Here is a 24,967-nt window from a genome sequence, read left to right on the forward strand (position 1 = left end):
GGCCGAGCGCTGCCGAGCGCTGCCACGCGCCGGGCGGTGGGCGCCGGGGCAGGGCGTGAATGGCACGGTGGTACGAAAAAGTGATATCACTTTGCCATCGGATGCCGATGCTCGCCGAAGGAGTCGCCCCCATGACCACGCAGCGTTTCCCCGTCGAGGACGGCCTCGCCCTGGACCTCCCGGCCCCCGCGGTCACCGAACGGACGATCACCGGGCGGGCCGGCCTGCCGATGCTCGGCGCGAGCCTGTTCGGCCTGATCGCCGGAGTCGGGGCCGCCGTCGCGGGTGGCGTCCAACTGTCCGACGGCGGCAAGGGGCTGGGGATCGCGCTGCTGGTCGCCGGGTCACTGCTGGCGCTCGCCTCGCTGCTGGCGACCTTCGGCCTGACGGTGGTCTCGCCCGGTGAGGCCCGGGTCGTCCAGTTGCTCGGGCGCTACCGGGGCACCGTCCGCGACGCCGGCCTGACCTGGCTGAACCCGTTCACCACCCGGCAGCAGATCTCCACCCGGATCCGCAACCACGAGACCGAGACCACCAAGGTCAACGACGCGGACGGCAACCCGATCGAGATGGCCGCCGTGGTGGTCTGGCAGGTCGAGGACACCGCGATGGCGGTGTTCGAGGTGGACGACTACGCCGACTTCGTCGCCATCCAGACCGAGACGGCCGTGCGGCACATCGCCACCAGCTACCCCTACGACGCCCACCAGGAGGGGCAGTTGTCGCTGCGCGACGGTGCGGAGGAGGTCGCCCGCAAGCTCTCCGCGGAGATCGCCGCCCGGGTCGCCTCGGCGGGTGTGCGCGTCGTGGAATCCCGGATCACCCGGCTCGCGTATGCTCCGGAGGTCGCGCAGGTGATGCTCCAGCGCCAGCAGGCCGGGGCCGTGGTCGCGGCACGCCGGCTGATCGTCGAGGGCGCCGTCGGCATGGTCGAGGAGGCGCTGGACCGGCTCGCCGAACGCGATGTCGTGGACCTGGACGAGGAGCGGAAGGCCGCCATGGTGAGCAACCTCCTGGTGGTGCTCTGCGGCGACCGCGGCACCCAGCCCGTCGTGAACACGGGCTCCCTCTACCAGTAAGGCGAGGCCTTGGCGACGGAACGGAAGAAGCTCCTGTTGCGGCTGGACCCTTCAGTTCACGACGCGCTCGCCCGTTGGGCCGCGGACGACCTGCGCAGCACCAACGCACAGATCGAGTTCCTGCTTCGCCGGGCCCTCGCCGACGCGGGCCGGATGCCCGGCGGGGCCGCCCGGATCCCCCGCCGCGGCCGTCCGCCCAAGCAGGACCCGGGCCCGGACGCCGCCCCCGCCCCCGGGGGCCCGGCCGGGGGCGGGGAGCCCGCGGAGCAGGGCGGTCCCGGCCGGGACTGACGGCGGAGGCCGGGACCGACCGCCGGGGCCCGGGGGCCGAGGGGACGGCGAGGCGCCGCCGGGGGCGGTGTCAACGGCGTCAACGGCCTCAACGGCGGCTGGGGGTGCCGCTCTCCGCGAGCAGGGCGGTCAGGCGGTCGGCGGTGGTGTCCCAGGACCACGCGGTGCGCACCCAGTCGCGGCCGGCGGTGGCCATCCGGGCGCGGTCGGGAGCCGGGGCCCGGAGGATGCGGGTGATCGCGGCGGCGACGGCGGACGGGTCGCGGCCGTCGACGACGCTGCCGTTGACGCCGTCGAGGACGGCGTCCGGGGCGCCGCCGGAGCGGCCGACGACGACGGGCAGTCCGGCGGCGGCCGCCTCCAGGAAGACGATGCCGAGGCCCTCGGCCTCCAGGCCGGCCCGGCGGGTGCGGCAGGGCATCGCGAAGACGTCGGCGTCGGCGTAGGCGGCCGGGGTGTCGGCGTGGTCGCGGCCACCGGCGAAGCGGACCGAGCCGGGGGCGGTGAGCCGGCGGGCGAGGTCGCGCAGACGGCGTTCGTCCGGGCCCCGGCCGACCAGGACCAGGACGGCGCCCGGCACGCTGCGCCGGATCAGCGGGAGCGCCCGTATCAGGGTGTCCTGGCCCTTGCGGGGGACGAGCCGCGCCACGCAGAGGATCACCGGTGCCTGCGGGTCGGCCTCCCGGGCCCGGGGCCGGGGGCGGAACAGATCGGTGTCGACGCCGGGGACCAGGCGTTCGAGGCGGGCCGAGGGGCCGAGCGCGGGGGCGATCCGGTCGCGGGTGTGGGCGCCGAGGTAGGTGACGACGTCGACGCTGTCGCCGATCCGCCGCAGCAGGCGCCGGGCCAGGGGGGTGCGGGCCCACCAGATCTCGTGGCCGTGCGTGGTCGCGACGGTCCGTCGGATGCTGGGGGCCTGCCGCCGCAGTGCCGGGGTCATCGCGGCGAGCGGGGCGGCGGCGCCGAACCAGACCCGGTCGCAGCCGTGGGCCCGGGCGAGTTCGGCGGCCCGGCGGGTCACCCGGGGGGTGGGGAGCAGCATCCTCGACCGGTCGCGGACCACCGGGAAGGGGAGTGCGGCGTCATGGCGGGCGGCGCCGGGCTCGTCGGAGGTGTAGACGACGACCTCCTCGGCGGGCAGCCGGGTGGCCACGGCGTGGACGAAGGTCTCGATGCCGCCCTGCCGGGGCGGGAAGTCATTGGTGACGATCAGCGTGCCGGTCATGGGGCGGGGACCACCTGGGGTGTGCGGGGGCGGGGGCGGGGGCGGGGGCGGGGGAGGGCGGCCGGGGCGGACCGCGGGAGGCAGCGGCCCGGCTCCTGCGGCCCTCGCGGGAGCTGCGGAGGCCGGGTGGGACGGGTGGGGTGGGTGAGGCGGGTGAGGCGGGGGAGCAGGGCCAGCACGGCGGGCAGCGCGAGGTAGCCGTAGCGGCCGGCGGGGGCGAGCAGGAACGCCAGGGCGAGGCCGAGGGCGAGCCGGTCGGCGGCGGCGACGGCGTCCCGGGGCGGGTGCCGCACGAGGGACGCGGCGACGGTGAGCCCGGCGAGCAGCAGCAGGGCGAGTGCCGTGCACCAGCCGCCGGGGCCGAGGTCGGCGAGGAGCCGACCGGGCAGCGGACTGCTCGCCGGGGTGGGCAGCTCGCCGCGACCGGTCGGGAACGCGAACACCTGCTCCATCAGAGGCCCCGGCGCGCGCAGTGCGCAGGGCAGGACGAGCACGGCCGTGCCGGCGGCGGCGGTGACCAACGCCCGCAGGGCCGGCCGCCGCCCGGCGGTGGCGGCGAGCAGGGCGACGACCACCGCGACCGCGGGCCAGGCCGTCCACTTGAGCGCGCAGGCCAGCGCGAGGGCCGACCCGGCGGCGACCGGGCGGGCCCGGCCGGCCAGGGCGAGCGCGAGCACGCAGAGGCCGGTCAGCGGCAGGTCGACCCCGCTGACGCAGAGCGGCAGCGCGACCAGCGGCGAGGCGACGAGCGCGGCCACCGCGCGTACGGGCACGTTCGGGCTGCCCCCGGCCTCGCGCACGGCGTGTGCGGGCGCGTGTGCGGGCACGGGCACAGCGGCGTGCCGCGGCGGCCGGCCGGCGGCGGCCAGGCAGCCGAGGAACACGGCGGCGCACCACAGCCGGGCGTCACCGAGCAGCCGGGTCGGCCACCCGTCCGCGCCGCCCGGCAAGACGCCGGGCAGGGCGTCGAGGAGGGCGTGCGGCAGCCCGAACAGTGCCATCCCGGGCAGGTAGGGGGTGTACTCGGCGACCGTCCGAGGCTCCGTCAGGTACGGCGTCCCGTGCCGGAGCATCAGCTCACCCGACCGTTCGATGACGGCGACCTCGCTCTGCCCCTGCCCGGCCGCGACCAGGACGAGCAGCGGGACGAGGACCGCACCGGTCAGCGCGACCACCACCGATCCGGCGCGCGCCCACCGCTGCGGCAGGGTGAGCACAGCGACCGCCGCCGCCAGGTACCCGGCGGCCGCGAGCAGCCCCCAACTCCGGTGCGGTCCCAGCCCGGAGGCGAGCGGGAACGCCCCCGCCCACCCGGCCGCGGCCAGCCACCCGCCGCACCACAGCGCCCTCCGCCCGCCGGGTGGGCGGGGCGGACCGGAGGAACCCGGTGGACGGGGGACACGGTGGATACGGCCGGACCGGGGCGGACGGCCGCGACGGGAGGTGGCCCCGGGGCGGGAGGTGGAACCGGGACGGGGGACGGCGCCGGGAGCGGACGGACGTGGGGGACGGATGCGGTGAATCAGCACCACTTCATTGCAGCGGCGCAGGTCGGCGAGGTCATGACGGTCAGGTCGAGTCCTCCGGTCGGGTTTCCCCTACCACCGGGCGGGCGGCCGGGGCGGCCCGCGCGTCCGGAGGAACGCGTCGTGGGTGCGGTCGCAGTGCATCGAAGTGGGCCCCTCCTCGTCGATCGGCTGTCCGAACAAGGGAATTCGTATCCGATCTCACGTTCGGTGTCCACCGAATTACATTCGGTGCCGGTTGCTCGCTATCGTGGACCGCGTGGTGAGGTCCTGGGATGCGGCGGTCGGGCGGGCGCAGGAACGGTTGGCGACCGCGCCCGGAGTGCGGGCGGCGGGGGCGGACGAAGGGCGCGGATTCGCGCTCTGGGATCTCGCCTCCTGGGCCGAGGGGGAGTTGGGCGAGCGCGTCGACCCGGGGGCGATCGGACCGGCCGGGGAGCGCCGGCTGCGCGAGCGCCTCGGCGAGTGCGGCCGCGAGTGGCCCGGCGGCGAGCTGTACCGCCGCCGGTACTGGCTGCTGGACGGCGGCGCCGACGCGGCGCGGGCCGAGCCCGTCGGCACCGTCGCCGTCGACAACTGGACCAGGGGGCCGGGCCAGTTGGCCGTCTCCTCGCTCTACCTCCGCCCCTCGGCGCGCGGCCGCGGTCTGGCGGCGGCGGCCCTCGACCAGGTCTACCGCGCCGCCACCGCCGAGGGCCTGCCCGGCTACCGGCTGGAGGCGCGCTGGACCTGGCAGCACGCCGTCCGCTACTACCTGCGCCGCGGCCTGTGGGTGGTCTCCTGGAAGCACGCCATCGGCTTCGCCCGGGTCCACCGGCTCCCGCCCTACCGCGTCCAGGAGGAGGACGGCCGCCTGGTGCTGCTGGTCGCCGACCGCCCGTCCCCCGGGACCGGCGAACCCGGCGCGCCCGTCCGGCTCCCCGAGCCCCCCGGGCCCCGCGGGCCCGCCGAACCCGACGGGCCCGGCTGGACGCCGTTGCTCGCCGCCGGGAGCGAGCGGGGCCGGCTGCGCCTGGACGAGACCGCCGCCTACCGGCAGGCCGACGGCTGGGTGCACGACTACGCCCGCTCGACGCTCGCGCTGCACCTCGCGCTCGCCGGCCGCCCGCTGGTGCGCGGTCCCCAGTGGTGGGCGGAGGCTTGGCGCTGGGCGGACATCGGCGAACCGGAGGGGCTCGCCCACCGGATCGGCCGGTTCGAGGAGTCCGCCCGCGCCCGGGGCCGGACGGTGGCCACCCCCGACCGCCCCCCGGCCTCCACGGGCGTGCCCCGCCCGGCGGAGGAGCCCCGCCCGAACGCGCCCGCCCCGCCGCCCGCCGGATGAGGCGCAGGACACGGCCCACTGAGGCGCACGACACGGCCTACCCACCCGCCGCGCCGGGCAGGCTCCGCCGGACGCACGCGTCGACACCGCCCGCAGGAAACCGAGTTGAGGAGCCCGCCATGCCCCCCAGGCCCGCCGTGCACGAGTCCGTCCTCGACGCGATCGGCGGAACACCGCTGTTCCGCCTCGCCCGGCTCGGCGCCGGTCTCGCCGCCCCGGTCTACGCGAAGGCCGAGTTCCTCAGCATCGGCGGCAGCGTCAAGGACCGCGCCGCGCTGTCGATGGTGCTGGCCGCCGAGCGGGACGGCCTGCTGGCCCCCGGCGGCACGATCGTGGAGGCGACCTCGGGCAACACCGGCATCGGCCTGGCCATCGTCGGCCGCCTGCGCGGGTACCGGGTGATCGCGGGCGTGGCCGACCGGGCCGCGCCGGAGAAGTCGGACATCCTGCGCGCGTACGGCGCGGAGGTGGTGCTCGCGCCGACCGCCGTGCCGCTGGAGGATCCGGCGCACCTGTTCAACGTCGTCCGCCGGCTCACCGAGGAGATCCCCGGGGCCTGGCTCGCCGACCAGTACGACAACCAGGCCAATCCCGACGCCCACATCCGGACCACCGGCCCCGAGATCTGGGAGCAGACCGGCGGCCGGGTGACCCACTTCGTCGCGGGCGTCGGCACCGGAGGCACCATCACCGGCACCGGCCACCACCTGAAGGAGGTCTCCGGCGGCCGGGTCACGGTGATCGGCGCCGACCCCGAGAGCTCGGTCTACGGCGGCGGGGACGGCAGCCCGTACTACGTCGAGAGCATCGGCCACTTCATCCACCCCGACACCGTCGAGGACCGCTGGCCGCAGGCCTACCGGAAGGACGTCGCGGACGCCTTCGAGCGGATCCCGGACCGCGAGTCGCTGCTGACGGCGCGCCGGCTCGCCCGGGAGGAGGGCATCCTGGCCGGGCCGTCGTCCGGTACGGCGGTGGCGGCCGCGCTGCGGGTGGCGCGCCGGCTGGGGCCGGAGGACCTGGTCGTGGTGCTGCTGCCGGACTCGGGCCGTTCCTACCTCTCCAAGGTGCACAGCGACGCCTGGATGCGGCAGTGGGGCTTCCTGGAGGAGGAGGGCGGGGGGACCACGGCGGACGGCGTCCCGGGGCCGGCCGGGTCGGCGGGCCTGCGGCCGCTGCTCGACGGCGCCGGCCCGCTGGTCACGGTCGACGCCGGCACGACCGTCGGCGAGGCGGTGCGGAGGCTGCACGGCGTGCCGGGCGGCGTCGCCCCGGCGGTGCTCGCGCGGGCGGCGCGCCCGTACGGGGTGAGCGCGGCGGAGGTGGTCGGCGCGGTGTCCCGGGAGGTGCTGGCGGCGGCGCTCGCGGACGGTTCCGCCGAACTGGACGCCCCGCTGGGCGCCCTGCTCGGACCGGCGCTCCCGGCGGTGGGCGTCGGGCAGTCGGTGACGGAGGCCCGTGCGGCGCTCGGGGCGGCGCACCCGGGCGTGCTGGTGCTGGTGGACGGCCGGGCCGCCGGGGTGCTGCCGCGGCCGGCCCTCACCGCGTAGGCCCGGCGCCCGCCACCCCGGGCGCCCCGCGCGGCTCCGGCGCCCGCCACCCCGGGCGCCCCGCGCGGCCTCCCGGCCCCCTGGGAGACTCGACGCCATGGCAGAGATCGAGATCGACGGCGCCCCCGCCGACCCCGCCCGGCTGGCGGCCCTGGGCCTGCTCAACTACGGGCACTTCACCACCCTGCGCGCCGAGGCCGGCCGCACCCGGGGCCTCGCGCTGCACCTGGACCGGCTGGTCCGGGACTGCCGCACGGTGTTCGGCGCCGAGCTGGACCGGGCGGAGGTCCGCGCCCGGATCCGCCGGGCCCTGCCCGCCGACGGCGCGCCGGTGATCGTCCGGGTCACCGTGTTCGACCCGGCGCTCGGCCTGGAGCGCCCCTCCGCGCCCGCCGTGCCGCACCTGCTCGTGACCACCCGCCCGGCGCCCGCCGCCGCGCCCGGACCGCTGCGGGTGCGCACCACCGCGTACCGGCGCGAGCTGCCGGAGGTGAAGCACGTCGGCCTGTTCGGCCTGCTGCACCAGCGGCGGCTCGCCCAGCTCGCCGGCTACGACGACGCGCTGCTGCTCGACGGGGCGGGCCGCGTCACCGAGGGCGCCACCTGGAACCTCGCCCTGTACGACGGCGACGCGCTGGTCTGGCCGGACGCCGCCGCGCTGTCCGGCGTCACCGCCGCCCTGCTCGCCGGAGCCCACCGCGGCCCGCAACGGCGCGAGCCGGTCGCCGCGGACGGCGTCGGCCGCTTCGTCGCCGCCGTCGCCGTCAACGCGGGCGTCGGGGTGCGCCCGCTCGCCGCGATCGACGGCACCGTGCTCGACCCGGCGCACCCGGTCGTCGCCGCCCTGCGCGCCGCCTACGAGGGGGTCGAGCCGGAGCCGATCTGAGCCGGAGCCGATCTGAAGCGGAGCCGATCTGAACCGGGGGCGCCCGGCCGGGAACGCGCGCCCTGGCGCCACCCGGAGAGCAGACGGGGGGATAACCCCACCCCCGTTCCGGCAGCGGACCGGATGGTCCGCCGCACCGCGTCTTCCTAGCCTGGAACACGTCGACATCAGCGACGATCCACGAAGGAAGGCCCCCGCATGGCACCCCGCCGTTCCCGCCCCCAGCCCGAGCCGACCGGGCGCCCCGCCGCCCACGCCGCGATCGAGCTGCGCGGTGTCCGGCGCAGCTACGGCCGGGGCGGCGAGACCGTGCACGCCCTCCGCGGCATCGACCTGGTGCTCGACAGCGGCACCTTCACCGCCGTGATGGGACCGTCGGGCTCCGGCAAGAGCACCTTCCTGCAGTGCGCGGCCGGCCTGGACCGCCCGACCGGGGGCGAGGTCCACCTGGGCGGCGAGGAGATCACCCGGCTGAGCGAGGACCGGCTCACCAAGCTGCGCCGCAACCGGATCGGCTTCGTCTTCCAGTCCTTCAACCTGCTGCCCTCGCTGACGGTGCTGCAGAACGTGCTGCTCCCGCAGCGCCTCGCCGGGGAGCGCCAGGACCGCGCCCGGGCGAAGGAACTGCTCGCCCAGGTCGGCCTCGCGGACCACGGCCGCAGGCGCCCCGGGGAGCTGTCGGGCGGTCAGCAGCAGCGCGTGGCGATCGCCCGTGCGCTGATCACCGCCCCGGATGTGCTGTTCGCTGACGAGCCGACCGGCGCGCTGGACACCACGACCGCCCACGAGGTGCTGGGCCTGCTGCGGCGCGTGGTGGACACCATGGGCGCCACCGTCGTCATGGTGACCCACGACCCGGTGGCCGCCTCGTTCGCCGACCGGGTGGTCTTCCTGGCCGACGGCGCGCTCGCCGACGAGCTGTACCACCCGGACCCGCAGACGATCGCCGACCGGATGGTCCGTCTGACCGCGCGCCGGCTGGGGGCGGCGGCATGAGCAACGGACTCGCCCGGGCCTCGGTGCGCTTCCGCCCGGCGTCCTTCGTCGGCACCTTCGTCGCCCTGCTGTTCGGCGCCGCCGTGATCATGGGCTGCGGCACGCTGCTGCAGACCGGCATCACCGCCTCGGTGCCGTCGGTGCGCTACGGCGAGGCGCCGGTCGTGGTGGCCGCCGACCCGAACGTCACCATCACCTACAAGACGAACGACGACTCCGACACCCACGAGCAGCCGCTCTCCGAGCGGGCCCGGGTGGACGCGGGGCTGGTGGCCAGGATCGCCGCACAGCCCGGCGTCGCCGCCGCCCGCCCGGACACCGCCTTCCCGCTGCAGACCGCGACGCCGACCGCGACGCCGACCGCGACGTCGACCGCGACGTCGAACGCGACGCGGGGCCCCGCCAACCCGCTCACCGGCCCGCTCACCGGCCGGGGCTTCGCCGCCCTCGGCATCGCCGGCCCGCAGGACAAGCTGGTCGAGGGCCGCGCCCCCGGCGCGGGGGAGGTCGTGCTGGACGCCGACACGGCGCGCGCGGCCCACCTCGCGCCGGGCGCCACCGTGGCGCTGACCGCCCCCGGCGGCACCGGCACCTACCGGATCTCCGGCCTCGCCGCCGCCCAGCAGGCGGGCCCCACCGCCTGGTTCGCCGACGACCGGGCCGACCGCCTCTCCGGCCACCCCGGCCGGGTCGACGCCATCGCCGTCCAGCCCCGCGAGGGCGTGGACCGCAAGGCCCTGACCGCGCAGGTGAGGCAGGCCGTCGGCGGCGCCGCCGAGGTGCTGAGCGGCAAGGGCCGCGGCGTCGTCGAGCAGCCCCTGCTGAACGAGGCCAGGGTGATGCTGATCGCGATCGGCGGCTCCTTCGGCGGCACCGCCACCATGACCGCCGTGTTCGTGGTGATCTCCACCGTCGCCCTGGCCACCGGTCAGCGCTCCCGTGAGTTCGCCCTGCTGCGCGCCGTCGGCGCCACCCCGCGCCAGATCCGCCGCACCATCGCCACCGAGGCGATGCTGGTCGCGCCGCTCGCCGCCGCGCTCGGCATCCTGCCCGGTGTGGGCCTGGCCCGCTGGTGGTTCGACGGGATGGTGGAGCGCGGCGTCGTCCCGGCGGACGTCGAGCTGTCCGTCGGCCCGCTGCCGATGCTGGTCGCCGTCGCGGCGTGCACCCTCGCCGCCCTGACCGCGGGCTTCTTCGCCGCCCGCCGCCCCTCGAAGATGCGGGCGAGCCAGGCGCTCGGCGCGGCCGCCGTCGAACCCGCCCGGCTGGGCGTCGTCCGCACCCTCCTGGGCGTGGTCTTCACGGCCGGCGGCGTGGTGCTGGCCGCGGTCGCCGCCACGCTGGACGGCGAGAACGCCGCCAACACCGCGCTCGGCGTGGTGATGTGCTTCCTGGTCGCGGTCGCCCTGCTGGGCCCCTGGGTGGCCCGGGCCGCGGCCTGGGTGCTCGGCCTGCCGCTGCGGGCGGGCGGTGCGCCCGGCTCGCTGGCGGCCGACAACACCCGTGCCAACGCCCGTCGGCTGGCCTCCGCGATCACGCCGATCGTGATGGTCACCGCCTTCTGCGGCACCCTGCTGTTCATGCAGAGCACCATCCGGCACGAGACCGGGGAGCAGGTGCGCACCGGCATCACCGCCGACCACGTGCTCGGCTCCACCGGCCCCGGCCTGCCCGTCGCCGTCCCCGGCGCGGCCGGCGCGCCCGCCACGGCCGGCGTCGTCGAGCAGGCGGCCAAGGTGCCCGGGGTGGACGCGGCCGTCGGCGTGCTGCGCACCGGCGTCGTCTACCGGACCGGCGACCAGCTGCTCTCCGCCACCGCGCTCGGCATCACCGGCGACCCGTCCCGGCTGCCCAAGGTGCTCGACCTCGGGGTGCGCACCGGCTCGCTGGACGGCCTGGGCCGCGCCACCGACACCGTCGCGCTCTCCACCGACCTGGCCTCGGCGCTGGGCGTCGAGGTCGGCGAGCACGTCCCGTTCTGGCTCGGTGACGGCACGGCGGCGAAGCCGCTGCTGGTCGCCACCTACGAGCGCGGACTCGGCTTCGGCCAGGTGCTGCTGCCCCGGGCGGCGGTCGCGGAGCACGTCACCGCCGCCTTCGACAGTCAGGTGCTGGTCGCGGACGCCCCCGGCGCCGACCGGGCCGCGGTCGCCGCGGGCCTGTCCGGCCTCGGTGTTCCCGGTCTGACGGTGACCGACCGCGCGGGCTTCGCGGCGCAGTCCGACAAGTCGCAGGAGATGGGCTCCTGGGCGAACACGGTGATGGCCGGTGTGCTGGGCGGGTTCGCCGCCGTCACGGCCGCCAACACCCTCGTCATGACGGTGCTGGACCGGCGCCGCGAGGTGGCGCTGCTCCGGCTGGCCGGCACCACCCGGCGGCAGGTGCGCCACATGATGCGCTGGGAGGCACTGCTGGTGGCCGCGGCCGGTCTGGGCGTGGGCTCGGTGATCGCCTGGCTCACGCTGGTGCCGATCACCCGGGGCATCACCGGCGCGACGCCCTACGTTCCGGTCGGGACGGCGCTGCCGCTGGCCGCCGGTGCGGTGGTGCTCTGCCTGGCCGCGACGGCCCTGCCGGCCCGGGCCCTGCTGGGGTCCAGCCCGGTCGCCGCGAGCGGCGGGAAGCAGTAGCGGGGGCGGACCTTCGGACCGGGCCCCGGTCCACCGGCGGGCAACGGGGGTGCCGCCGGTGGACCGGGGCCCTTCCGCGCTCCGGGCCGGGGCTCCCGGAGCACACCGGGGGCGTGGACGGGCGGTGCGCGCGGGGGCGGCGCACCGCCCGTTCGGGTGACAAAGGCGCGCTGAACAGACGGGAGAGCGGGGTCGTCGGCCGGAAAGCGGCGGCCCCGCACCGATAGTGAGGGGTGATCGGTCGCGTGCGCGGCCGCGCCCGTAGCCGGTGGCGCGCGCCCGCGGCGGCTGTCCCGCCCACACCCCCGCGCCGAGCGCGTCCGGCATGCCCGCCCGGCGGGCCCCTCCCGTCGCGGCGCGCCCGGCAGAGAGAAGGCCGAGTTGAGCAGTCCCCCGGTGACCCGCACGCCCCGCCTGCCGCTGTTCCCCCCGGCCCGTACGCCGGACGGGCCGCCGGCGCCCCCGGCGGTCCGTCTGCCGCGGCTCCTGCTGCGGGGCACCACGACGGCCTCGGCCGCGCTGGTGCTGGCCGGGACGGTGCTGGCCGCGGGCTTCCTGAACGGCCACTACGAGGCGCTGCGGGCGCACGAGGTCGCCTCGATGGCGCTGGGCGGCGTGCTGGTCCTGCAGCTGCCCGCGGCCGCGCTGGTGCGCCGGGCCGCCGGGCCGGTGGGGGAGCGCGGGCCATGGTGGCCGCTGGTGGCGGCGGTCCTGCTGCTGGCGGCGGACGCGGCGCAGACCTGGACGGGCTACGAGCGGTCGGTCGGCGTGCACGTCACGCTGGGCGTGCTGCTGGTCAGCGCGCACCTGTTCTCCCTGGTCGGCGCCTGGCGGCTGCCGCTGACCGCACCCGCAGCCGCGGCCTCGTCGCCGTCGCCGTCGGGGACGGGAATGGGGACGCCGTCGGGGACGGGGACGGAGGACGGGGCCGGACGGCTGCCCCGGCCCTCCGGCACGGCGGCCGGCACCGGGAGCGGCGCGGTGGAGGTGGCCCCGTGAACCGCCGCCGGTTCCTCGGCGCGGGCGCGGCCGTGCTCGGCGCCGGTGCCCTCGGCGCCTTCGCCGTCCCCGCGGCCGCCCGGCTGCTGGCCGAGGGGCGGCCCGGACGCCTGCTGAGCAGCGAGGTCCCGCTGCCGGAGCCGTTCGAGGTCCCGCTCCCGGTGCCGGCCGTGCTCGCCCCGGTCCGCACCGACGGCACCGCGGACTACTACGAGATCACCCAGCGGGTCGCCCGGCTGGAGATCCTGCCCGGCGTGCACACCGAGGCCTGGACGTACGGGGGCACCTACCCGGGCCCCACCCTGTCCGTCCGCTCCGGCCGCCGGACGGTGGTGAGCCACCGCAACGAACTGCCGGTGCCCTCGGTGGTCCACCTGCACGGCGGCCACACCCCGGCGGACAATGACGGCTACCCGGTGGACCTCCTGCTCCCGGTCGGCTCGTCCGCCGATGACGCCACTGCCCACGCCCTGGCCGGACTGGCGGGCATGGCGGGCATGGCCGGGATGGAGGGGATGGCGGGCATGAAGACGATGCGCGGATCGGCCGGCCGGGCCGCCCGCGATGCCGTCCGGACCGTCACCGGCACCCGTGACTACACCTATCCGGGCCACCAGCGCGCCGCCACCCTCTGGTACCACGACCACCGGATGGGCTTCACCGGCCCCGCCGTCTGGCGCGGACTGACCGGCTTCCACCTCGTCCACGACGACGAGGAGGACGCCCTGCCGCTGCCGCGCGGCGAGCGCGACCTCCCGCTGATGCTCGCCGACCGCGCCTTCGCCGCCGACGGCTCCTTCGCCTACCCCGCCACCGACCCCGACCTCGCCGTCCCGGGCGTCACCGACGACTACATGAACGGCGTCCTCGGCGACGTCGTCCTGGTCAACGGCGCCCCCTGGCCGCGCGCCGAGGTGGACCGGGCCCGCTACCGGCTACGCCTGCTCAACGCCTCCAACGCCCGCCTCTACCGGCTGGAACTCGACCCGCAGCCGCCCGGCGGTGACGCGCTCGTCCAGATCGGCGGCGACGGCGGGCTGCTGGAGGAGCCGGTCGCGCACGACGCGGTCGAGATCGCGCCCGCCGAGCGCTTCGACCTGGTGGTGGACTTCTCCCGCTACCCGCCCGGCACCGCCGTGCGGCTGATGAACCGCTTCGGCGCCGGGCGGACCGAGGAGGTGATGCTGTTCGAGGTCGGCTCGCGCCCGGTGAACGACGATCCGCCGTTGCCCGAGCGGCTCTGCACCCTCGAACGGCTGGACCCCGAGGCCGCCGTCGCCACCCGGGTCTTCGGCTTCCGCCGCAGCCGCGACGGCAACTGGACCATCAACAACCGGCTCTACCAGCCCGGTCGCGCGCTGGCCGCCCCGGAGCTCGGCAGCACCGAGATCTGGCGGTTCTTCAGTGACGTCCACCACCCGGTCCACGTGCACCTGAACGCCTTCCAGGTGCTGTCGCGCAACGGCCGCGACCCGGGCCCCTACGACGAGGGCTGGAAGGACACCGTGGACCTGCGGCCGGCGGAGGCGGTGGAGGTGCTGGTGCGGTTCACCGACTACCCGGGGTCGTACATGCTGCACTGCCACAACCTGGAGCACGAGGACATGGCGATGATGGCGGACTTCACCGTGGAGTGACGCGGGCCGCTCACCGGCGCGGCCGCACACCGGCCAGGCCCCACCGGCGCGGCCTCACCGGCCCGGCCGCACCGCCTCACCCGTTCGGCGCAGCGCGGGCGGGCGTCCCGGACGTCCGCCCGCGCTCCGACGTGCCGTCCCCCGGCGGCTGCCCTAGCGTCGCGGGGAAGGAAGCCGCCGCCCGCGACGGCCCGCCGGAGCACACGTCGAGCCGGAGCACACGTCGAGGAGCCGCGCATGACCAGTCCGACCGAACGCCGCCGGCTCGGCCGGGCCGCCCGCGAACTCGTCCCGCGTTCCGCCCACGGCCGCTGGATCCCCGCCGCCGACCGGCCCGACCCGCTCACCGTCCTGGCCGGGCAGGCCCAGGACCGGCTCCCCGACCTCAACCCGATCCGCTACGGGCGGATGGCCGACTCGCCGTTCGCCTACCTGCGCGGCGCCGCCGCCGTGATGGCCGCCGACCTCGCGGCCGTCCCCGAGACCGGCCTCACCGTCCAGCTCTGCGGCGACGCCCACCTGCTGAACTTCGGCGTGTACGCCTCCCCGGAACGGGCGCTGCTGTTCGACGCCAACGACTTCGACGAGACCTACCCCGGCCCCTTCGAGTGGGACCTCAAGCGGCTCGCCGCCAGCGTCACCGTCGCCGCCCGCGACAACGGGCACGACGACGACCGTGCCCGCCGGGCCGCCCTCACCGCCGCCCAGGGCTACGCCACCGCCATGCGCCGCCTCGCCGCGCTGGGCGAACTCGACGTCTGGTACGCCCGGATCGACGCCGACGACCTCCTCCCGCTGGTGCGCAAACGCGGCCGCCGCAGACGCGTCGAGGCCGGCCTCGACAAGGCCCGCCGCCGCACCAGCCTCCAGGCCTTCGACAAGCTCACCGAGCGGGGCGAGGACGGCCGGCGCCGGATCGTCAGCGACCCGCCGCTGCTCGAACCCCTCCCGCGCGAGGAACTGCGCCGGGTCGGCAAGATCTTCGGCGACTACCGGGCCACCCTCCCCGAGGACCGCCGCGTCCTGCTCGACCGCTTCCGGCTGGCCGACGTCGCCCGCAAGGTGGTCGGCGTCGGCAGCGTCGGCACCCGCTGCTTCGTCCTCCTGCTGGAGGGCCGCGACGAGCGCGACCCGCTGTTCCTGCAGCTCAAGGAGGCCGGGCGGTCCGTGCTGGAGCCGTACCTGCCCGCCGGCCGGCCGGCCGCCGAGGCGCCGGTGGTGCACGGCGGGCACCGGGTGGTCACCGGTCAGCGCCTGCTCCAGGCCGCCAGCGACATCTTCCTCGGCTGGACCACCGGCCCGGCCGGCCGGCACTTCTACGGCCGGCAGCTGCGCGACATGAAGGGCTCCGCCGACGTCGCCGGCATGGCCCCCGGCGACCTGCGCGCCTACGCGGACCTCTGCGGACGCGCCCTGGCCCGTGCGCACGCCCGCTCCGGCGACCGGATCGCCATCGCCGGCTACCTCGGCGGCTCGGACACCTTCGCCGAGGCCGTCGCCGACTTCGCCGTCCAGTACGCCGACCGCACCGCCGCCGACCGCGCCGCGCTGGTGGCGGCGATCGACAACGGCGTGCTGGAGGCCCGCCGGGGGGTCTGAGGACCCGCCGGACCCGCTGCCCCGCCGCTATGCCCCGACGACGCCGAGGATGCGCTCGGTCTGCTGGCGATGGTCAACGGCCTGGGCTCCAGCGTGCTCGCCGGCCAGCGCACCGGCGAGGCGGCGCTCGCGATCCTCGGCCACCACCTGGACGAGCTCTTCCAGACACCGTGACACCGTGACGCCGTGACGCCGTGACGCCGCGACGCCCTGGTTCCCCGACGCCGTGGCTCCCTGACCGCCTGGCGCCCCGACGCTTCCCCGGCTACCTCAGCAGCCAGTCCCTGGTCCGCTCCATCACCTCGGCCCGGCTGCGCCCCTCGTGGCCGACGTCGACGAGGTGGTACCCGATCCGCAGCGTGAACGACACGAAGGCGCGCACCTCCACGTCCTCCGGGTCCGGGCAGAACGCCCCGTACAGCGACCGCAGGTAGGCCATCCGCCGGTCGTCGACCCGCCGCAGCCGCCCGGCCACCGCCTCGTCCCGGCGCGCCCACTCACGGATCGCCAGGTCGACCGCCATGCCCGTCCCCGGCCCCTCCCCGGGCGTCGCGACGATGGCGAACAGCCGCCCCAGCCGCGCCCGGGCGTCCCCGCCCTCGCCCTCGATCCGTTCGATGACGTCGTCGGTGACCGTGTGCTCCCAGGTGTCCAGCATCTCGGCGAGCAGCGCCTCGCGGTTGCGGAAGTGCCCGTAGAAGCCGCCCTTGGTCACCCCGAGCGCCTGCGCCAGCACCTCGACCCGCACCGCCTCCGGCCCGCCCTCGGCGAGCGCCCGCAGCCCTTCCTCCACCCACCGCCCCCGCGGCGTCCGCGTCACACCCATGCCGCCACCGTACCGAAGCGGCCGCAGCGTCCGGCTGCGGGAGTGTCAGTGGTCCGTGCCAGGATCGGGCCATGTTGGAGATCACGGTGCGGACGGAGAACGACGAGACCCACCCGCGGCCCGGCGCCGAGGCGCTGGCGGGGCTGGTCCGGCGGATCGGCGAGCGGAAGGACCGCTTCCTGGTGGTGGAGCGGATACCCGACGAGCCGGACGTCTACGTCCAGGTGTGGCACGAGGAGGGTGGCGAGTACACCCTGGAGCACCGGGACGGCGGGCCGGACCGGCACTTCCAGGTGCTCCTCGACGACCCCGAGCCGGTGATCGCGGCCATCACCGCCTGGGCCCGCCGCGAGCCCGGGTGGGGCGAGGGCTTCGCCTGGGCGGCGCTGGAGCTGGGGTAGGTCCGCCCCTGCGGCGCGGTCAGCTCATCGACCAGACGAACGGGTCGTGGGGGACGGGCAGGCGGAGAGGGGCGGCCGCGCGGGCGGTGCGCTCCACCACGGTCCGGGTGACCGCGGGGGAGTCCTGCGACCGCCCGGGCCCGGAGCGGACGCTCGCGGCCGCCTCGTCGAGCAGATCGACGGCCGCGCCGGGAAGGGCCTGTCCGGGCAGGAAGTCGCGGGCCAGCCGGGCGGCGGCCTCCAGGGCCTCGTCCGTGATCTCCACGCCGTGGTGCTCGACCAGCCGGTGCCGGGCGTGGCGCAGGATCTCCAGCACCTCGCCCGGCGCCGGTTCGGTCACCGCCACCAGCTGGATCGCGCGGTCGAGCGCGGAGCCGCGCTCCCAGCGCCGGAATTCCTCGCTGGTGGCGGTGGCGACGACGGAGACGCCCACCCGGCCGAAGACCGGCCGCAGGAACGCCAGCGCCTCGACGACGCCCTCGCGCGTGCGCACCGTCGCGAGGGCGTTGTCGAGGAACAGGATGAGGTCCGTCGCCTCCAGGAGGTTGCCCACCAGCTCGGCCATCAGCGCGGTGAACCGGCCGTGGTGCTGCGGGTCGGCGAACAGGGCGCCGACGTCGAGGAGCCGGACGGTTCTCCCGAGGAAGTCGGCCGGCGCCCGGCCCAGGGCGATGGCCTCGGCCAGCCCGACCACCACGCTCGTCCTGCCGACACCCGGATCGCCCACCAGCAGCGCGACGTTGCGGGTGTGCCGGCGCAGCACCCGCAGCACCTGCTCGATCTCCGGCCGCCGCCCGTGGACGGTCTCGCCCCGTACGGCGGCGGTGAGGTCCCGGCCGAGCGAGGCGAGCGCCGTGGGAGGGACCGGGACGGCGGGCTGGGCGGCAAGGAATTCGATCCTCGGCCGGGTGAGGCCGAAGTGGGCCAGCACCTCGGCGGCGCCCTCGACGGGGCGTGGGACGGCGAGCTCCCGCAGCAGGTCCGTGACGCGGACCAGCCCGTCGGGGTGCTCGGCCGCCCTGCGGCGGCACGCCTGGAGGACCGACTCGGCGCCCGGGGCGTACCCGGCGACGGGGCCGTGGTGCGTACCTCGGCCGAGGCGGTTCTCGGCCTCCTGGCGGACGGCCCCGGGATCGACACCGCTCGTGATCAGGACCCTGCGGGCGTCTCCCTCCTCGTCGAGGAGGCCCAGGAGGAGGTGGGTGGTGTCGATCCGCCCGTGACCGTGAGCGACCGCCTGGGCCCCTGCCAGGACGACGGCCCTGCGCGCGCGGTCGTCGAAGTCCTCAAACACCCCGTGCGCTCCCTTCCGGTGCTTGCAGTGCCGCCAGGTCCTTGCGGGCCCGCACCGTGTGCGGGTGCTTCGCGCCCAGCACCCTGTCCCGCTCCGCGATCACCTGCCGCAGCAGCGCCGCCGCCTCGGCCTCGGCGCCGGTCAGGGCGAGGTTGCGGGCGAGCATGTGCCGGGTCCGCAGGGTGTCCGTGTGTTCGCCGCCCATCACCCGGCTGCGGTCGGCGAGCAGGATCCGCAGCAGGGCGACGGCCTCCGTCCGCCGGCCCGACTCGCCGAGGTTGACGGCGAGGAACTGGCGGGTGTGCAGGGTCTCCGGGTGGTCCTCGCCGTGCAGCCGGGCGTACGCCTCGGGCAGGGGGCGCAGCAGCCGGACGGCCTGCGCCGGGTCGCCGGCGCCGCCGAGGCAGTGGGCGAGGGTGCGGAGGGAGCGCAGGGTGTCCTCGTGGTCCGGGCCGAGGACGCGGGTCTGCTCCGCCAGGACCGGGCGCAGGGTCTCGGCCGCTCCCGCCCAGTCGCCCTGCAGCGCCTGCTGCTCGGCCTCCGCCTGCCGCAGGCGCAGGGCGGGGGCGGCGGTGGCGGCGAAGGCCCGGTTGCGGGCGAGTGCGGTCTGGTCGGCGTTCTCGGTGCCCCGGTTGCGCGGGACGGGCAGGTTCTCGGCGCGCATGGCGGCGGTCAGCCGCCGGTAGAGCTCCACGACGGTCAGCTCCTCCGGGCCGCCGGGGACGCCCTCGCGCAGCAGCCGCAGCAGCCGCCCGGAGAACGCGGTGTGCTCCTCGCCGGGCGGGGCGAGGGCGACCTGGTCGCGCGGGGCGGAGGCGAGCACGTAGGTGCCCGCGACGTCGAGCCGGTCGACGGTGTCACGGCCGCCGGCCATGGTGTCGTTGACGGCGCGGCCGGCGAAGCAGCAGTCCAACACGATGATCTTGGTGGCGGCGCGGCTGTCGAGCACGGTGGCGCGCAGCTTGTCGTACTCGACGGAGTTGAACTCCGGTGCCTCGTACTCGCTGTAGGGCAGGGCCAGGTAGAGGTCGTGCCGGCGTCCGCCGACCAGCCCGTGCCCGGCGAAGTACACCAGCAGCAGGTCCTCGGCCGCGCTCGCGGCGTCCCGCAGGGTGCGGCCGACCCGGGCCAGGTCGGTGTCGTTCAGCAGGACCGTGCAGTGCTCCTCGGGGACGATGCCGTGCAGGGGGTCGGTGAACTGGGCGGCGAGGTCGGTGACGGTGCGCCGGACCGCCGGGAGGTCCGGCAGGTCCGGGTCCGTGTAGTCGCTCGCGCCGACGAGCACGATCCGTGACCGCAGGGGGTCCGGGAGCGGCACGTCAGCCCTGCTCGGGGGCGGACTCGTCCGGCTCCGCCAGCGCCGCGCGCAGCAGCGCCTCCAGCTCCCCGGCGCGTACCCGCTTGGCGTCGAGCTCCACCGTGGCGCCGCCCGGGCGGCGGATCTTCAGGCGGACGTCGCTGCGCCGGGGCTGCGCGAACCACGCCCGCAGCGAGGAGGCGAGCACCGAGAGGCCGCCGCCGGCCCCGAGGGCGACGGAGACGGTGTCCAGCACCGCCCCCATCTCCCCGGGCCGCGGCGCCCGCCCGGTCAGGGCGACGCCCCGCAGCCCGGGCTCCCCCCGGAGCCAGTCCGTCAACGACTCGGCCTCCGCGACGGTCTCCCCGCCGGTCACGGAAATGTGCACGTCCACGATTGCCCCCACAAGCCCTGGTAACGCACGGAGTTGAGGGCGGTCAGTCTACTGATCCGGCCGTCGCTCCGATGGCGGTCCCCGGGGAGAGGGCGGAGGCGCGCAGGGCGGCGGGTTGAGTCCGCCTCCGCCTCCGGCGCCGCGCCCCGGCGCTGGTCTCCCGTCAGGGGGCGGGGGTGAGGAGGTGGAGGGCGGCCGGGACGGCGGTGACGTCGATCGGGAGGCGGGCCAGGAACTCGCCGTCGGCGTAGGCGGTGATGCCGGGGGAGGACAGCCGCAGCGCGGGGGTGCGGTGGGTGGTGACCTCGGGGTGGTGGATGTGGGTGCCCTTCAGCAGGGTGGGGAAGAAGCGGGCGACCCGGCGGCGGGGCATGGCGTCGACGAGGGTGACGTCGAGGAGGCCGTCGGTGGGGTCGGCGTCGGGGCAGATGAGCATGCCGCCGCCGTAGCTGCTGGTGTTGCCGACGGCGGCGAGGGTGAGGTCGCGGTCGATCTCGGTGCCGTCGGCGAGGGTGATCCGGAACGGCAGCGGGCGGAGGTTGGCGAACTCGACGGCGATGGCGAGGTGGTAGCGCAACCGGCCGCGCGGCCACCGCAGGCGGTTGGTGCGGTCGCTGACGAGGGAGTCGAAGCCGCTGGCGAGGACGGAGCCGAACCAGCGGGTGGTGCCGTCCGCGGCGGTGATCCGACCGAGGTCGACGGTGCGGGTGTGGCCGGCGGCGATGACGTCGGCGGCCGCCTCCGGGTCGTTGCGGGGCAGGTCGTGGGCGCGGGCGTGGTCGTTGCCGGTGCCGGCCGGTATGACGCCGAGGGGGACGGCGGTGCCGGCGACGGCCTGGAGGCCGAGGTTGATCATGCCGTCGCCGCCGACCACGACCAGGGCGTCACAGGAGCCCGCACCATCGCCGCGGACGGCGGCCCGGGCGAGGGCGAGCGAGTCGGTGGCGGAGTCGCCCGCCCGCGCGTCCACGGCGATGCCGAGGGCGCGCAGACGGGCGGTGGCGCGGCGGGCCGCCGGCTCGGCGTGGCCGGCGGCCGCCGCGGGGTTGGTGAGGAGAACGACGCGGGCGATGGTTCTCCGGCCGGTCACGGGATCAGCTTGCCCGGGTTGAGGATGCCCGCCGGGTCGAGCTCGGCCTTGACGGCGCGCAGGACGCGCACGCCCAGCTCGCCGATCTCGGCGGCCATCCACGGACGGTGGTCGGTGCCGACGGCGTGGTGGTGCGTGATGGTGCCGCCGGAGCGGACGATGGCGTCGCCGGCGGCCCGCTTCGCGGCGGCCCAGCGGGCGAGCGGGTCCTCGCCGAGCGCGGCGACCACGGTGAAGTAGAGCGACGCCCCGGTCGGGTAGACGTGCGAGATGTGGCATAGCACCAGGGAGCCGGGGAGCGCCTCGGTGAGCGCGGCGGTGACGGCGAACCGCAGGGCCGGCAGCTGCTGCCAGCTGGTGGCGGTCTCCAGCGTCTCGCACAGCGCCCCCGCGTCGAGCAGCGAGTCGCGCAGGTAGGGGGCGTTGAACCGGCCGTGCTCCCAGGCCCGGGCGGGCGCCTCGCCGAGCGAGCTGCCGCCGGCGGCGAGCAGGACGGCGCGGGTGAGCTGGTGGCGGGCGGCGACCTGCTCGGCGCTGCCCTCGAAGACGGTGACGGCCAGGCAGCCGGTCACCGTGGGCTCGCCGCCGATCTTCTCGGTCATGGCGAGGTTGATCATCGTCTCGGCCTCGTCGGAGAGCCGGATGACGGTCGCGCCGGTGCCCTGCTGCTCGACGGCGCGCAGCGCGGCGGTGCCGGTGGTGAAGTCGGGGAACGACCAGGCCTCGTACGCCTTGACGGCGGGCACGGGGTGGATGCGCACCCGCACGGCGGTGATCACGCCGAGGGTGCCCTCCGAGCCGAGGAACAGCTCGCGCAGGTCGGGCCCGGCGGCGGAGGCGGGGGTGCGGCCGAGGTCCAGCACGCCCGCGGGGGTGACCACGCGCAGGCCGCGCACCATCTCGTCGAACCGCCCGTGGCCGGCCGAGTTCTGCCCGGAGGAGCGGGTGGCCGCGAAACCGCCGATGGTGGCGAAGCGGAAGCTCTGCGGGTAGTGGCCGAGTTCGAAGCCGTGCTCGGCGAGCAGCGCCTCGGCGGCCGGGCCGGTGAGGCCGGCGCCGAGCAGGGCCTCGCCGGAGGTCCCGTCGAGGTCGAGCAGCTGGTCGAGGCGGCGCAGGTCGAGCGAGACGACGGCGGCGAAGCCGCCGCGCTCGGGCTCCAGCCCGCCGACGACGCTCGTCCCGCCGCCGAACGGCACGACGGCGATGCGGCGTTCGGCGCAGACGGCGAGCAGCGCGGCGGTCTCGTCCTCGTCGCCGGGCAGCACCACGGCGTCGGGCGCGTCCTGCGGCGCGCGCGAGCGGCGGCGCAGCAGGTCGGGGGTGGACTTGCCGCCGGCCCGGGGGAGGCGGTCGGCGTCGGCGGTGCTGACGTGGGTCTCGCCGACGGCGGCGGCGAGCGCCGCGAGGTCGTCGGGGGAGAGGGCGCAGGGCCGCAGCACGACCTCCGAGGCGTCCGGGCCGGGGGCGGCGTCGCCGGTGACGCCGAGGGCGGCGGCGAGCAGGCCCTTGATGTCGGCGGACAGCTCCTTGGCGAGGGCCGGGTCGCCCCAGGCGTCCCATTTCATCGGGGGGAGCGGCAGGGCGGCCGCACCGGCCGGCGCCGCTTGCTTCTCGGGGGTCATGCGTTACAGTTTTACACATCATGTCAAGTAGTAACGATGCCCCTGAGGGGCCCCAGAGCCCCGGGAGTCCTGGGCGGGCCGCCGCGCCGCAGTCCGCCGGACCGCGCGGAACCGATGACGCGATCCTCGACGCCGCCGCCGAGCTGATCGTGCAATTCGGCGTGGGCCGCACCCAGTTGGCCGAGATCGCGCGCCGCGCCGGGGTGAGCCGGCCGACCGTCTACCGGCGCTGGCCGGACGTCCGGGCGGTGATCGGTGCGCTGCTGACCCGCGAGATCGGGGCCACCCGGGACGCCGTGCGGCTCGGCGGCGCCGACCGGGCCGCGTTCGTCGAGGGCGTCGTCGAGGTGGCGGTCCGGCTGCGCGACCACCCGGTGCTCGGCGCGCTGCTGCGCTCCGCCGACTCCGACACCCTCTTCGAGTACGTGGTCGAGCGCCTCGGCACCAGCCAGCGCGGGCTGCTGGAGGCGCTGCGGGCCGGCATCGTCCAGGGGCAGCACCACGGCTCGATCCGGGCCGGCGAGCCGGTCGAGCTCGCCGCGATGGTGCTGCTGATCGCCCAGTCCACCGTCCAGTCGCACCGCATGGTGGCGACGCTGCTGCCCGAGGCGGCCTGGCGCCGCGAGCTCGCCCGGGCCCTGGACGGCTACCTCGCGCCGTGAACCCGCCGACACCGATCCGCTACGGAGGCCGCAGATGACCACCCCCGCCGGGCCCTTCGCCGGGCCCTTCGCCGGGCCCTTCGCCGGGCCCTTCGCCGGGACCGCCCGACTCACCGCCCGTCGCCGGGAGTTGGAGCTGGACGCGCTCGCCTCCGGGCCGTCGGTCGACCTCCTGGTGATCGGCGGCGGCGTGACCGGCGCGGGCGTCGCGCTGGACGCGGCCGCCCGCGGGCTCTCCGTGGCGCTGGTCGAGGCGCGCGACCTCGCCTTCGGGACCAGCCGGTGGAGCTCCAAGCTCGTCCACGGCGGTCTGCGCTACCTCGCCTCCGGCCGGATCGGCGTGGCCCGGGAGAGCGCGGTCGAGCGCGGGGTGCTGATGACCCGCACCGCCCCGCACCTGGTCCGCGCGCTGCCCCAACTGGTGCCGCTGCTGCACGGGTTGATGCGGCCCGGGCAGGCCGCGCTGGTCCGCGCGGGCTTCCACGCGGGCGACGCGCTGCGGCTGAGCGCCGGCACCCCGGGCCGGCTGCTGCCGCGCGTGCGCCGGGTGGGCGCGGACCGGGCCCGCGCCCTGGTGCCGGGCCTGCGCGGCGCCGGGCTGTCCGGCGCCCTGGTCGCGCACGACGGCCAACTCGTGGACGACGCCCGGCTGGTGGTGGCGCTGGCCCGGACGGCGGCGCAGTACGGAGTGTCCGTGCTGACCCGGGTGCGCGCCGAGCAGGTGACCGGGTCGGGCGCCCGGCTCACCGACACCCTGACCGGTGAATCGTTCCTGCTCGGCGCCCGCGCCGTGGTCAACGCCACCGGCGTGTGGGCGGGCGAGGTGGACCCCTCCATCCGGCTGCGCCCCAGCCGGGGCACCCACCTGCTGGTCGACGCGACCGCGCTCGGCCGGCCCGCCGCCGCGCTCACCGTGCCCGTCCCCGGCTCCACCAGCCGCTTCGTCTTCGCGCTGCCGCAGCAGCTCGGCCGGGTCGCGATCGGCCTCACCGACGAGGACGCGCCCGGCCCGGTCCCGGACGAGCCGCAGCCCACCGAGGCCGAGCTCGACTTCCTGCTCGACACCGTGAACACCGCCCTGGAGACCGCGCTGACCAGGGCCGACGTACGCGGCGCCTACGCCGGACTGCGCCCGCTGATCGACACCGGCGACGGCGCCACCGCCGACCTCTCCCGGCAGCACGCCGTGCTGGAGTCCCCGGACGGTGTGATCACCGTGGTCGGCGGCAAGCTCACCACCTACCGCCGGATGGCCCAGGACGCCGTGGACGCCGCCGTCCGGCTGCGCGCACTGCCCGCCCGCGCCTGCTGGACGGCCCGGCTGCCGCTGGTCGGCGCGCCCGGCCACCGCGACAGCCGCCCGGCGCCGGAGGGGGAGGTCGCGGCTTCGCTGCTCGCCCGGCACGGCGGCGCGGCGAGCGAGGTGCTGGCGGTGGGGGAGGAACGGCTGGGCGCCGGCTACGGCGCGCCGGTCGCGGAGGGGATCGACGTCAGCCGGGCCGAGATCGCGTACGCGCTCACCCACGAGGGCGCGCTGGACGTCGAGGACGTGCTGCACCGGCGCACCAGGATCGGCCTCGTCCCGGCGGACGCGGACCGGGCGCGCGCGGCCGTCGAGGAGATCGCGGCGAAGGTCTAG

General features: G+C 76.8%; 20 protein-coding genes and 1 pseudogene. 13 read left to right on the forward strand and 8 right to left on the reverse strand.

Features of this window, described 5'->3' with window-relative positions:
- The first annotated feature begins 131 nt into the window (after positions 1-131).
- Together ACFVVL_RS31865 and ACFVVL_RS31870 are read left to right on the forward strand one after the other, a co-directional pair.
- Positions 132-1,079: an SPFH domain-containing protein gene (locus tag ACFVVL_RS31865; RefSeq protein WP_387681369.1), complete on the forward strand. Its 948-nt coding sequence runs from the start codon at positions 132-134 to the stop codon at positions 1,077-1,079.
- A 9-nt stretch (positions 1,080-1,088) separates the two neighbouring features.
- The gene (locus tag ACFVVL_RS31870; protein WP_380294847.1) at positions 1,089-1,370 is read left to right on the forward strand and encodes a hypothetical protein; all 282 of its coding nucleotides are present in this window, start codon (positions 1,089-1,091) and stop codon (positions 1,368-1,370) included.
- 88 nt (positions 1,371-1,458) lie between these two features.
- Here the strand turns inward: ACFVVL_RS31870 and ACFVVL_RS31875 are convergent, their stop codons facing one another.
- Both ACFVVL_RS31875 and ACFVVL_RS31880 read right to left on the reverse strand, forming a co-directional pair.
- Positions 1,459-2,595, reverse strand: a complete 1,137-nt coding sequence (locus ACFVVL_RS31875) for a glycosyltransferase family 4 protein (protein ID WP_387681372.1) — start codon at positions 2,593-2,595, stop codon at positions 1,459-1,461.
- On the reverse strand, positions 2,592-3,812 hold the full coding sequence (locus ACFVVL_RS31880; protein ID WP_387681375.1) for a glycosyltransferase 87 family protein: 1,221 nt from the start codon (positions 3,810-3,812) through the stop codon (positions 2,592-2,594). Before ACFVVL_RS31880 ends, ACFVVL_RS31875 begins: the two co-directional genes overlap by 4 nt.
- A 568-nt stretch (positions 3,813-4,380) precedes the next feature.
- Between ACFVVL_RS31880 and ACFVVL_RS31885 the strand changes: the two genes are divergently transcribed.
- From ACFVVL_RS31885 to ACFVVL_RS31920, 8 genes are all read left to right on the forward strand, one after another.
- On the forward strand, positions 4,381-5,445 hold the full coding sequence (locus tag ACFVVL_RS31885; RefSeq protein WP_387681378.1) for a GNAT family N-acetyltransferase: 1,065 nt from the start codon (positions 4,381-4,383) through the stop codon (positions 5,443-5,445).
- Between the two features lie 119 nt (positions 5,446-5,564).
- Positions 5,565-6,995, forward strand: coding sequence for a pyridoxal-phosphate dependent enzyme (locus ACFVVL_RS31890; RefSeq protein WP_387681381.1), 1,431 nt, complete (start codon positions 5,565-5,567; stop codon positions 6,993-6,995).
- Positions 6,996-7,092: 97 nt separating this feature from the next.
- A complete protein-coding gene (locus ACFVVL_RS31895) occupies positions 7,093-7,881 on the forward strand; it encodes an aminotransferase class IV (protein ID WP_387681384.1) in 789 nt (262 codons plus the stop codon).
- A 198-nt stretch (positions 7,882-8,079) separates the two neighbouring features.
- Positions 8,080-8,877, forward strand: coding sequence for an ABC transporter ATP-binding protein (locus tag ACFVVL_RS31900; protein WP_380294857.1), 798 nt, complete (start codon positions 8,080-8,082; stop codon positions 8,875-8,877).
- Entirely contained in the window at positions 8,874-11,507 is a 2,634-nt protein-coding gene (locus ACFVVL_RS31905) for an FtsX-like permease family protein (RefSeq protein WP_387681388.1), read from the forward strand. Before ACFVVL_RS31900 ends, ACFVVL_RS31905 begins: the two co-directional genes overlap by 4 nt.
- A 381-nt stretch (positions 11,508-11,888) precedes the next feature.
- The gene (locus ACFVVL_RS31910; protein WP_387681390.1) at positions 11,889-12,506 is read left to right on the forward strand and encodes a hypothetical protein; all 618 of its coding nucleotides are present in this window, start codon (positions 11,889-11,891) and stop codon (positions 12,504-12,506) included.
- Positions 12,503-14,143: a multicopper oxidase family protein gene (locus tag ACFVVL_RS31915; RefSeq protein ID WP_387681393.1), complete on the forward strand. Its 1,641-nt coding sequence runs from the start codon at positions 12,503-12,505 to the stop codon at positions 14,141-14,143. Before ACFVVL_RS31910 ends, ACFVVL_RS31915 begins: the two co-directional genes overlap by 4 nt.
- Before the next feature lie 237 nt (positions 14,144-14,380).
- Positions 14,381-15,742 (forward strand): DUF2252 domain-containing protein, encoded by a 1,362-nt coding sequence (locus tag ACFVVL_RS31920; protein WP_387681396.1) that lies wholly within the window; start codon positions 14,381-14,383, stop codon positions 15,740-15,742.
- A gap of 265 nt (positions 15,743-16,007) precedes the next feature.
- On the opposite strand, the gene ACFVVL_RS31925 is transcribed toward ACFVVL_RS31920, so the two are convergent.
- Positions 16,008-16,568 (reverse strand): TetR/AcrR family transcriptional regulator, encoded by a 561-nt coding sequence (locus ACFVVL_RS31925; RefSeq protein ID WP_380296722.1) that lies wholly within the window; start codon positions 16,566-16,568, stop codon positions 16,008-16,010.
- Between the two features lie 71 nt (positions 16,569-16,639).
- Between ACFVVL_RS31925 and ACFVVL_RS31930 the strand changes: the two are divergent.
- Positions 16,640-16,966: pseudogene (locus ACFVVL_RS31930) on the forward strand (hypothetical protein); the annotation flags it as partial.
- Positions 16,967-16,988: 22 nt separating this feature from the next.
- Here the strand turns inward: ACFVVL_RS31930 and ACFVVL_RS31935 are convergent.
- The 5 genes from ACFVVL_RS31935 to ACFVVL_RS31955 form a co-directional block, all read right to left on the reverse strand.
- Entirely contained in the window at positions 16,989-18,263 is a 1,275-nt protein-coding gene (locus ACFVVL_RS31935) for a Clp protease N-terminal domain-containing protein (protein WP_387681399.1), read from the reverse strand.
- Positions 18,256-19,581, reverse strand: a complete 1,326-nt coding sequence (locus tag ACFVVL_RS31940) for a tetratricopeptide repeat protein (protein ID WP_387681402.1) — start codon at positions 19,579-19,581, stop codon at positions 18,256-18,258. The genes ACFVVL_RS31935 and ACFVVL_RS31940 overlap by 8 nt, the downstream gene beginning before the upstream one ends.
- Before the next feature lies 1 nt (position 19,582).
- The gene (locus ACFVVL_RS31945) at positions 19,583-19,948 is read right to left on the reverse strand and encodes a hypothetical protein (RefSeq protein WP_380296717.1); all 366 of its coding nucleotides are present in this window, start codon (positions 19,946-19,948) and stop codon (positions 19,583-19,585) included.
- A 169-nt stretch (positions 19,949-20,117) separates the two neighbouring features.
- Positions 20,118-21,044: a diacylglycerol kinase gene (locus ACFVVL_RS31950; RefSeq protein ID WP_387681405.1), complete on the reverse strand. Its 927-nt coding sequence runs from the start codon at positions 21,042-21,044 to the stop codon at positions 20,118-20,120.
- A complete protein-coding gene (locus ACFVVL_RS31955; RefSeq protein ID WP_387681408.1) occupies positions 21,041-22,666 on the reverse strand; it encodes an FAD-binding oxidoreductase in 1,626 nt (541 codons plus the stop codon). Before ACFVVL_RS31955 ends, ACFVVL_RS31950 begins: the two co-directional genes overlap by 4 nt.
- A 20-nt stretch (positions 22,667-22,686) precedes the next feature.
- On the opposite strand from ACFVVL_RS31955, the gene ACFVVL_RS31960 reads away from it, so the two are divergent.
- The gene (locus tag ACFVVL_RS31960; RefSeq protein ID WP_387681410.1) at positions 22,687-23,328 is read left to right on the forward strand and encodes a TetR/AcrR family transcriptional regulator; all 642 of its coding nucleotides are present in this window, start codon (positions 22,687-22,689) and stop codon (positions 23,326-23,328) included.
- Between the two features lie 34 nt (positions 23,329-23,362).
- On the forward strand, positions 23,363-24,967 hold the full coding sequence (locus tag ACFVVL_RS31965; protein WP_387681413.1) for a glycerol-3-phosphate dehydrogenase/oxidase: 1,605 nt from the start codon (positions 23,363-23,365) through the stop codon (positions 24,965-24,967).

Source organism: Kitasatospora sp. NPDC058115 (genome assembly GCF_042884635.1).
In the GTDB taxonomy this organism is placed as follows: domain Bacteria; phylum Actinomycetota; class Actinomycetes; order Streptomycetales; family Streptomycetaceae; genus Kitasatospora.

Excerpts from the sequence above, each read along its gene's own strand:
- ACFVVL_RS31965 (WP_387681413.1), top strand. The coding sequence starts at position 23,363 with ATGACCACCCCCGCCGGGCCCTTCGCCGGGCCCTTCGCCGGGCCCTTC.
- ACFVVL_RS31890 (WP_387681381.1), top strand. The coding sequence starts at position 5,565 with ATGCCCCCCAGGCCCGCCGTGCACGAGTCCGTCCTCGACGCGATCGGC.
- ACFVVL_RS31895 (WP_387681384.1), top strand. The coding sequence starts at position 7,093 with ATGGCAGAGATCGAGATCGACGGCGCCCCCGCCGACCCCGCCCGGCTG.
- ACFVVL_RS31960 (WP_387681410.1), top strand. The coding sequence starts at position 22,687 with ATGTCAAGTAGTAACGATGCCCCTGAGGGGCCCCAGAGCCCCGGGAGT.
- ACFVVL_RS31925 (WP_380296722.1), bottom strand. The coding sequence starts at position 16,568 with ATGGGTGTGACGCGGACGCCGCGGGGGCGGTGGGTGGAGGAAGGGCTG.
- ACFVVL_RS31920 (WP_387681396.1), top strand. The coding sequence starts at position 14,381 with ATGACCAGTCCGACCGAACGCCGCCGGCTCGGCCGGGCCGCCCGCGAA.
- ACFVVL_RS31955 (WP_387681408.1), bottom strand. The coding sequence starts at position 22,666 with ATGACCCCCGAGAAGCAAGCGGCGCCGGCCGGTGCGGCCGCCCTGCCG.
- ACFVVL_RS31875 (WP_387681372.1), bottom strand. The coding sequence starts at position 2,595 with ATGACCGGCACGCTGATCGTCACCAATGACTTCCCGCCCCGGCAGGGC.
- ACFVVL_RS31900 (WP_380294857.1), top strand. The coding sequence starts at position 8,080 with ATGGCACCCCGCCGTTCCCGCCCCCAGCCCGAGCCGACCGGGCGCCCC.
- ACFVVL_RS31865 (WP_387681369.1), top strand. The coding sequence starts at position 132 with ATGACCACGCAGCGTTTCCCCGTCGAGGACGGCCTCGCCCTGGACCTC.
- ACFVVL_RS31905 (WP_387681388.1), top strand. The coding sequence starts at position 8,874 with ATGAGCAACGGACTCGCCCGGGCCTCGGTGCGCTTCCGCCCGGCGTCC.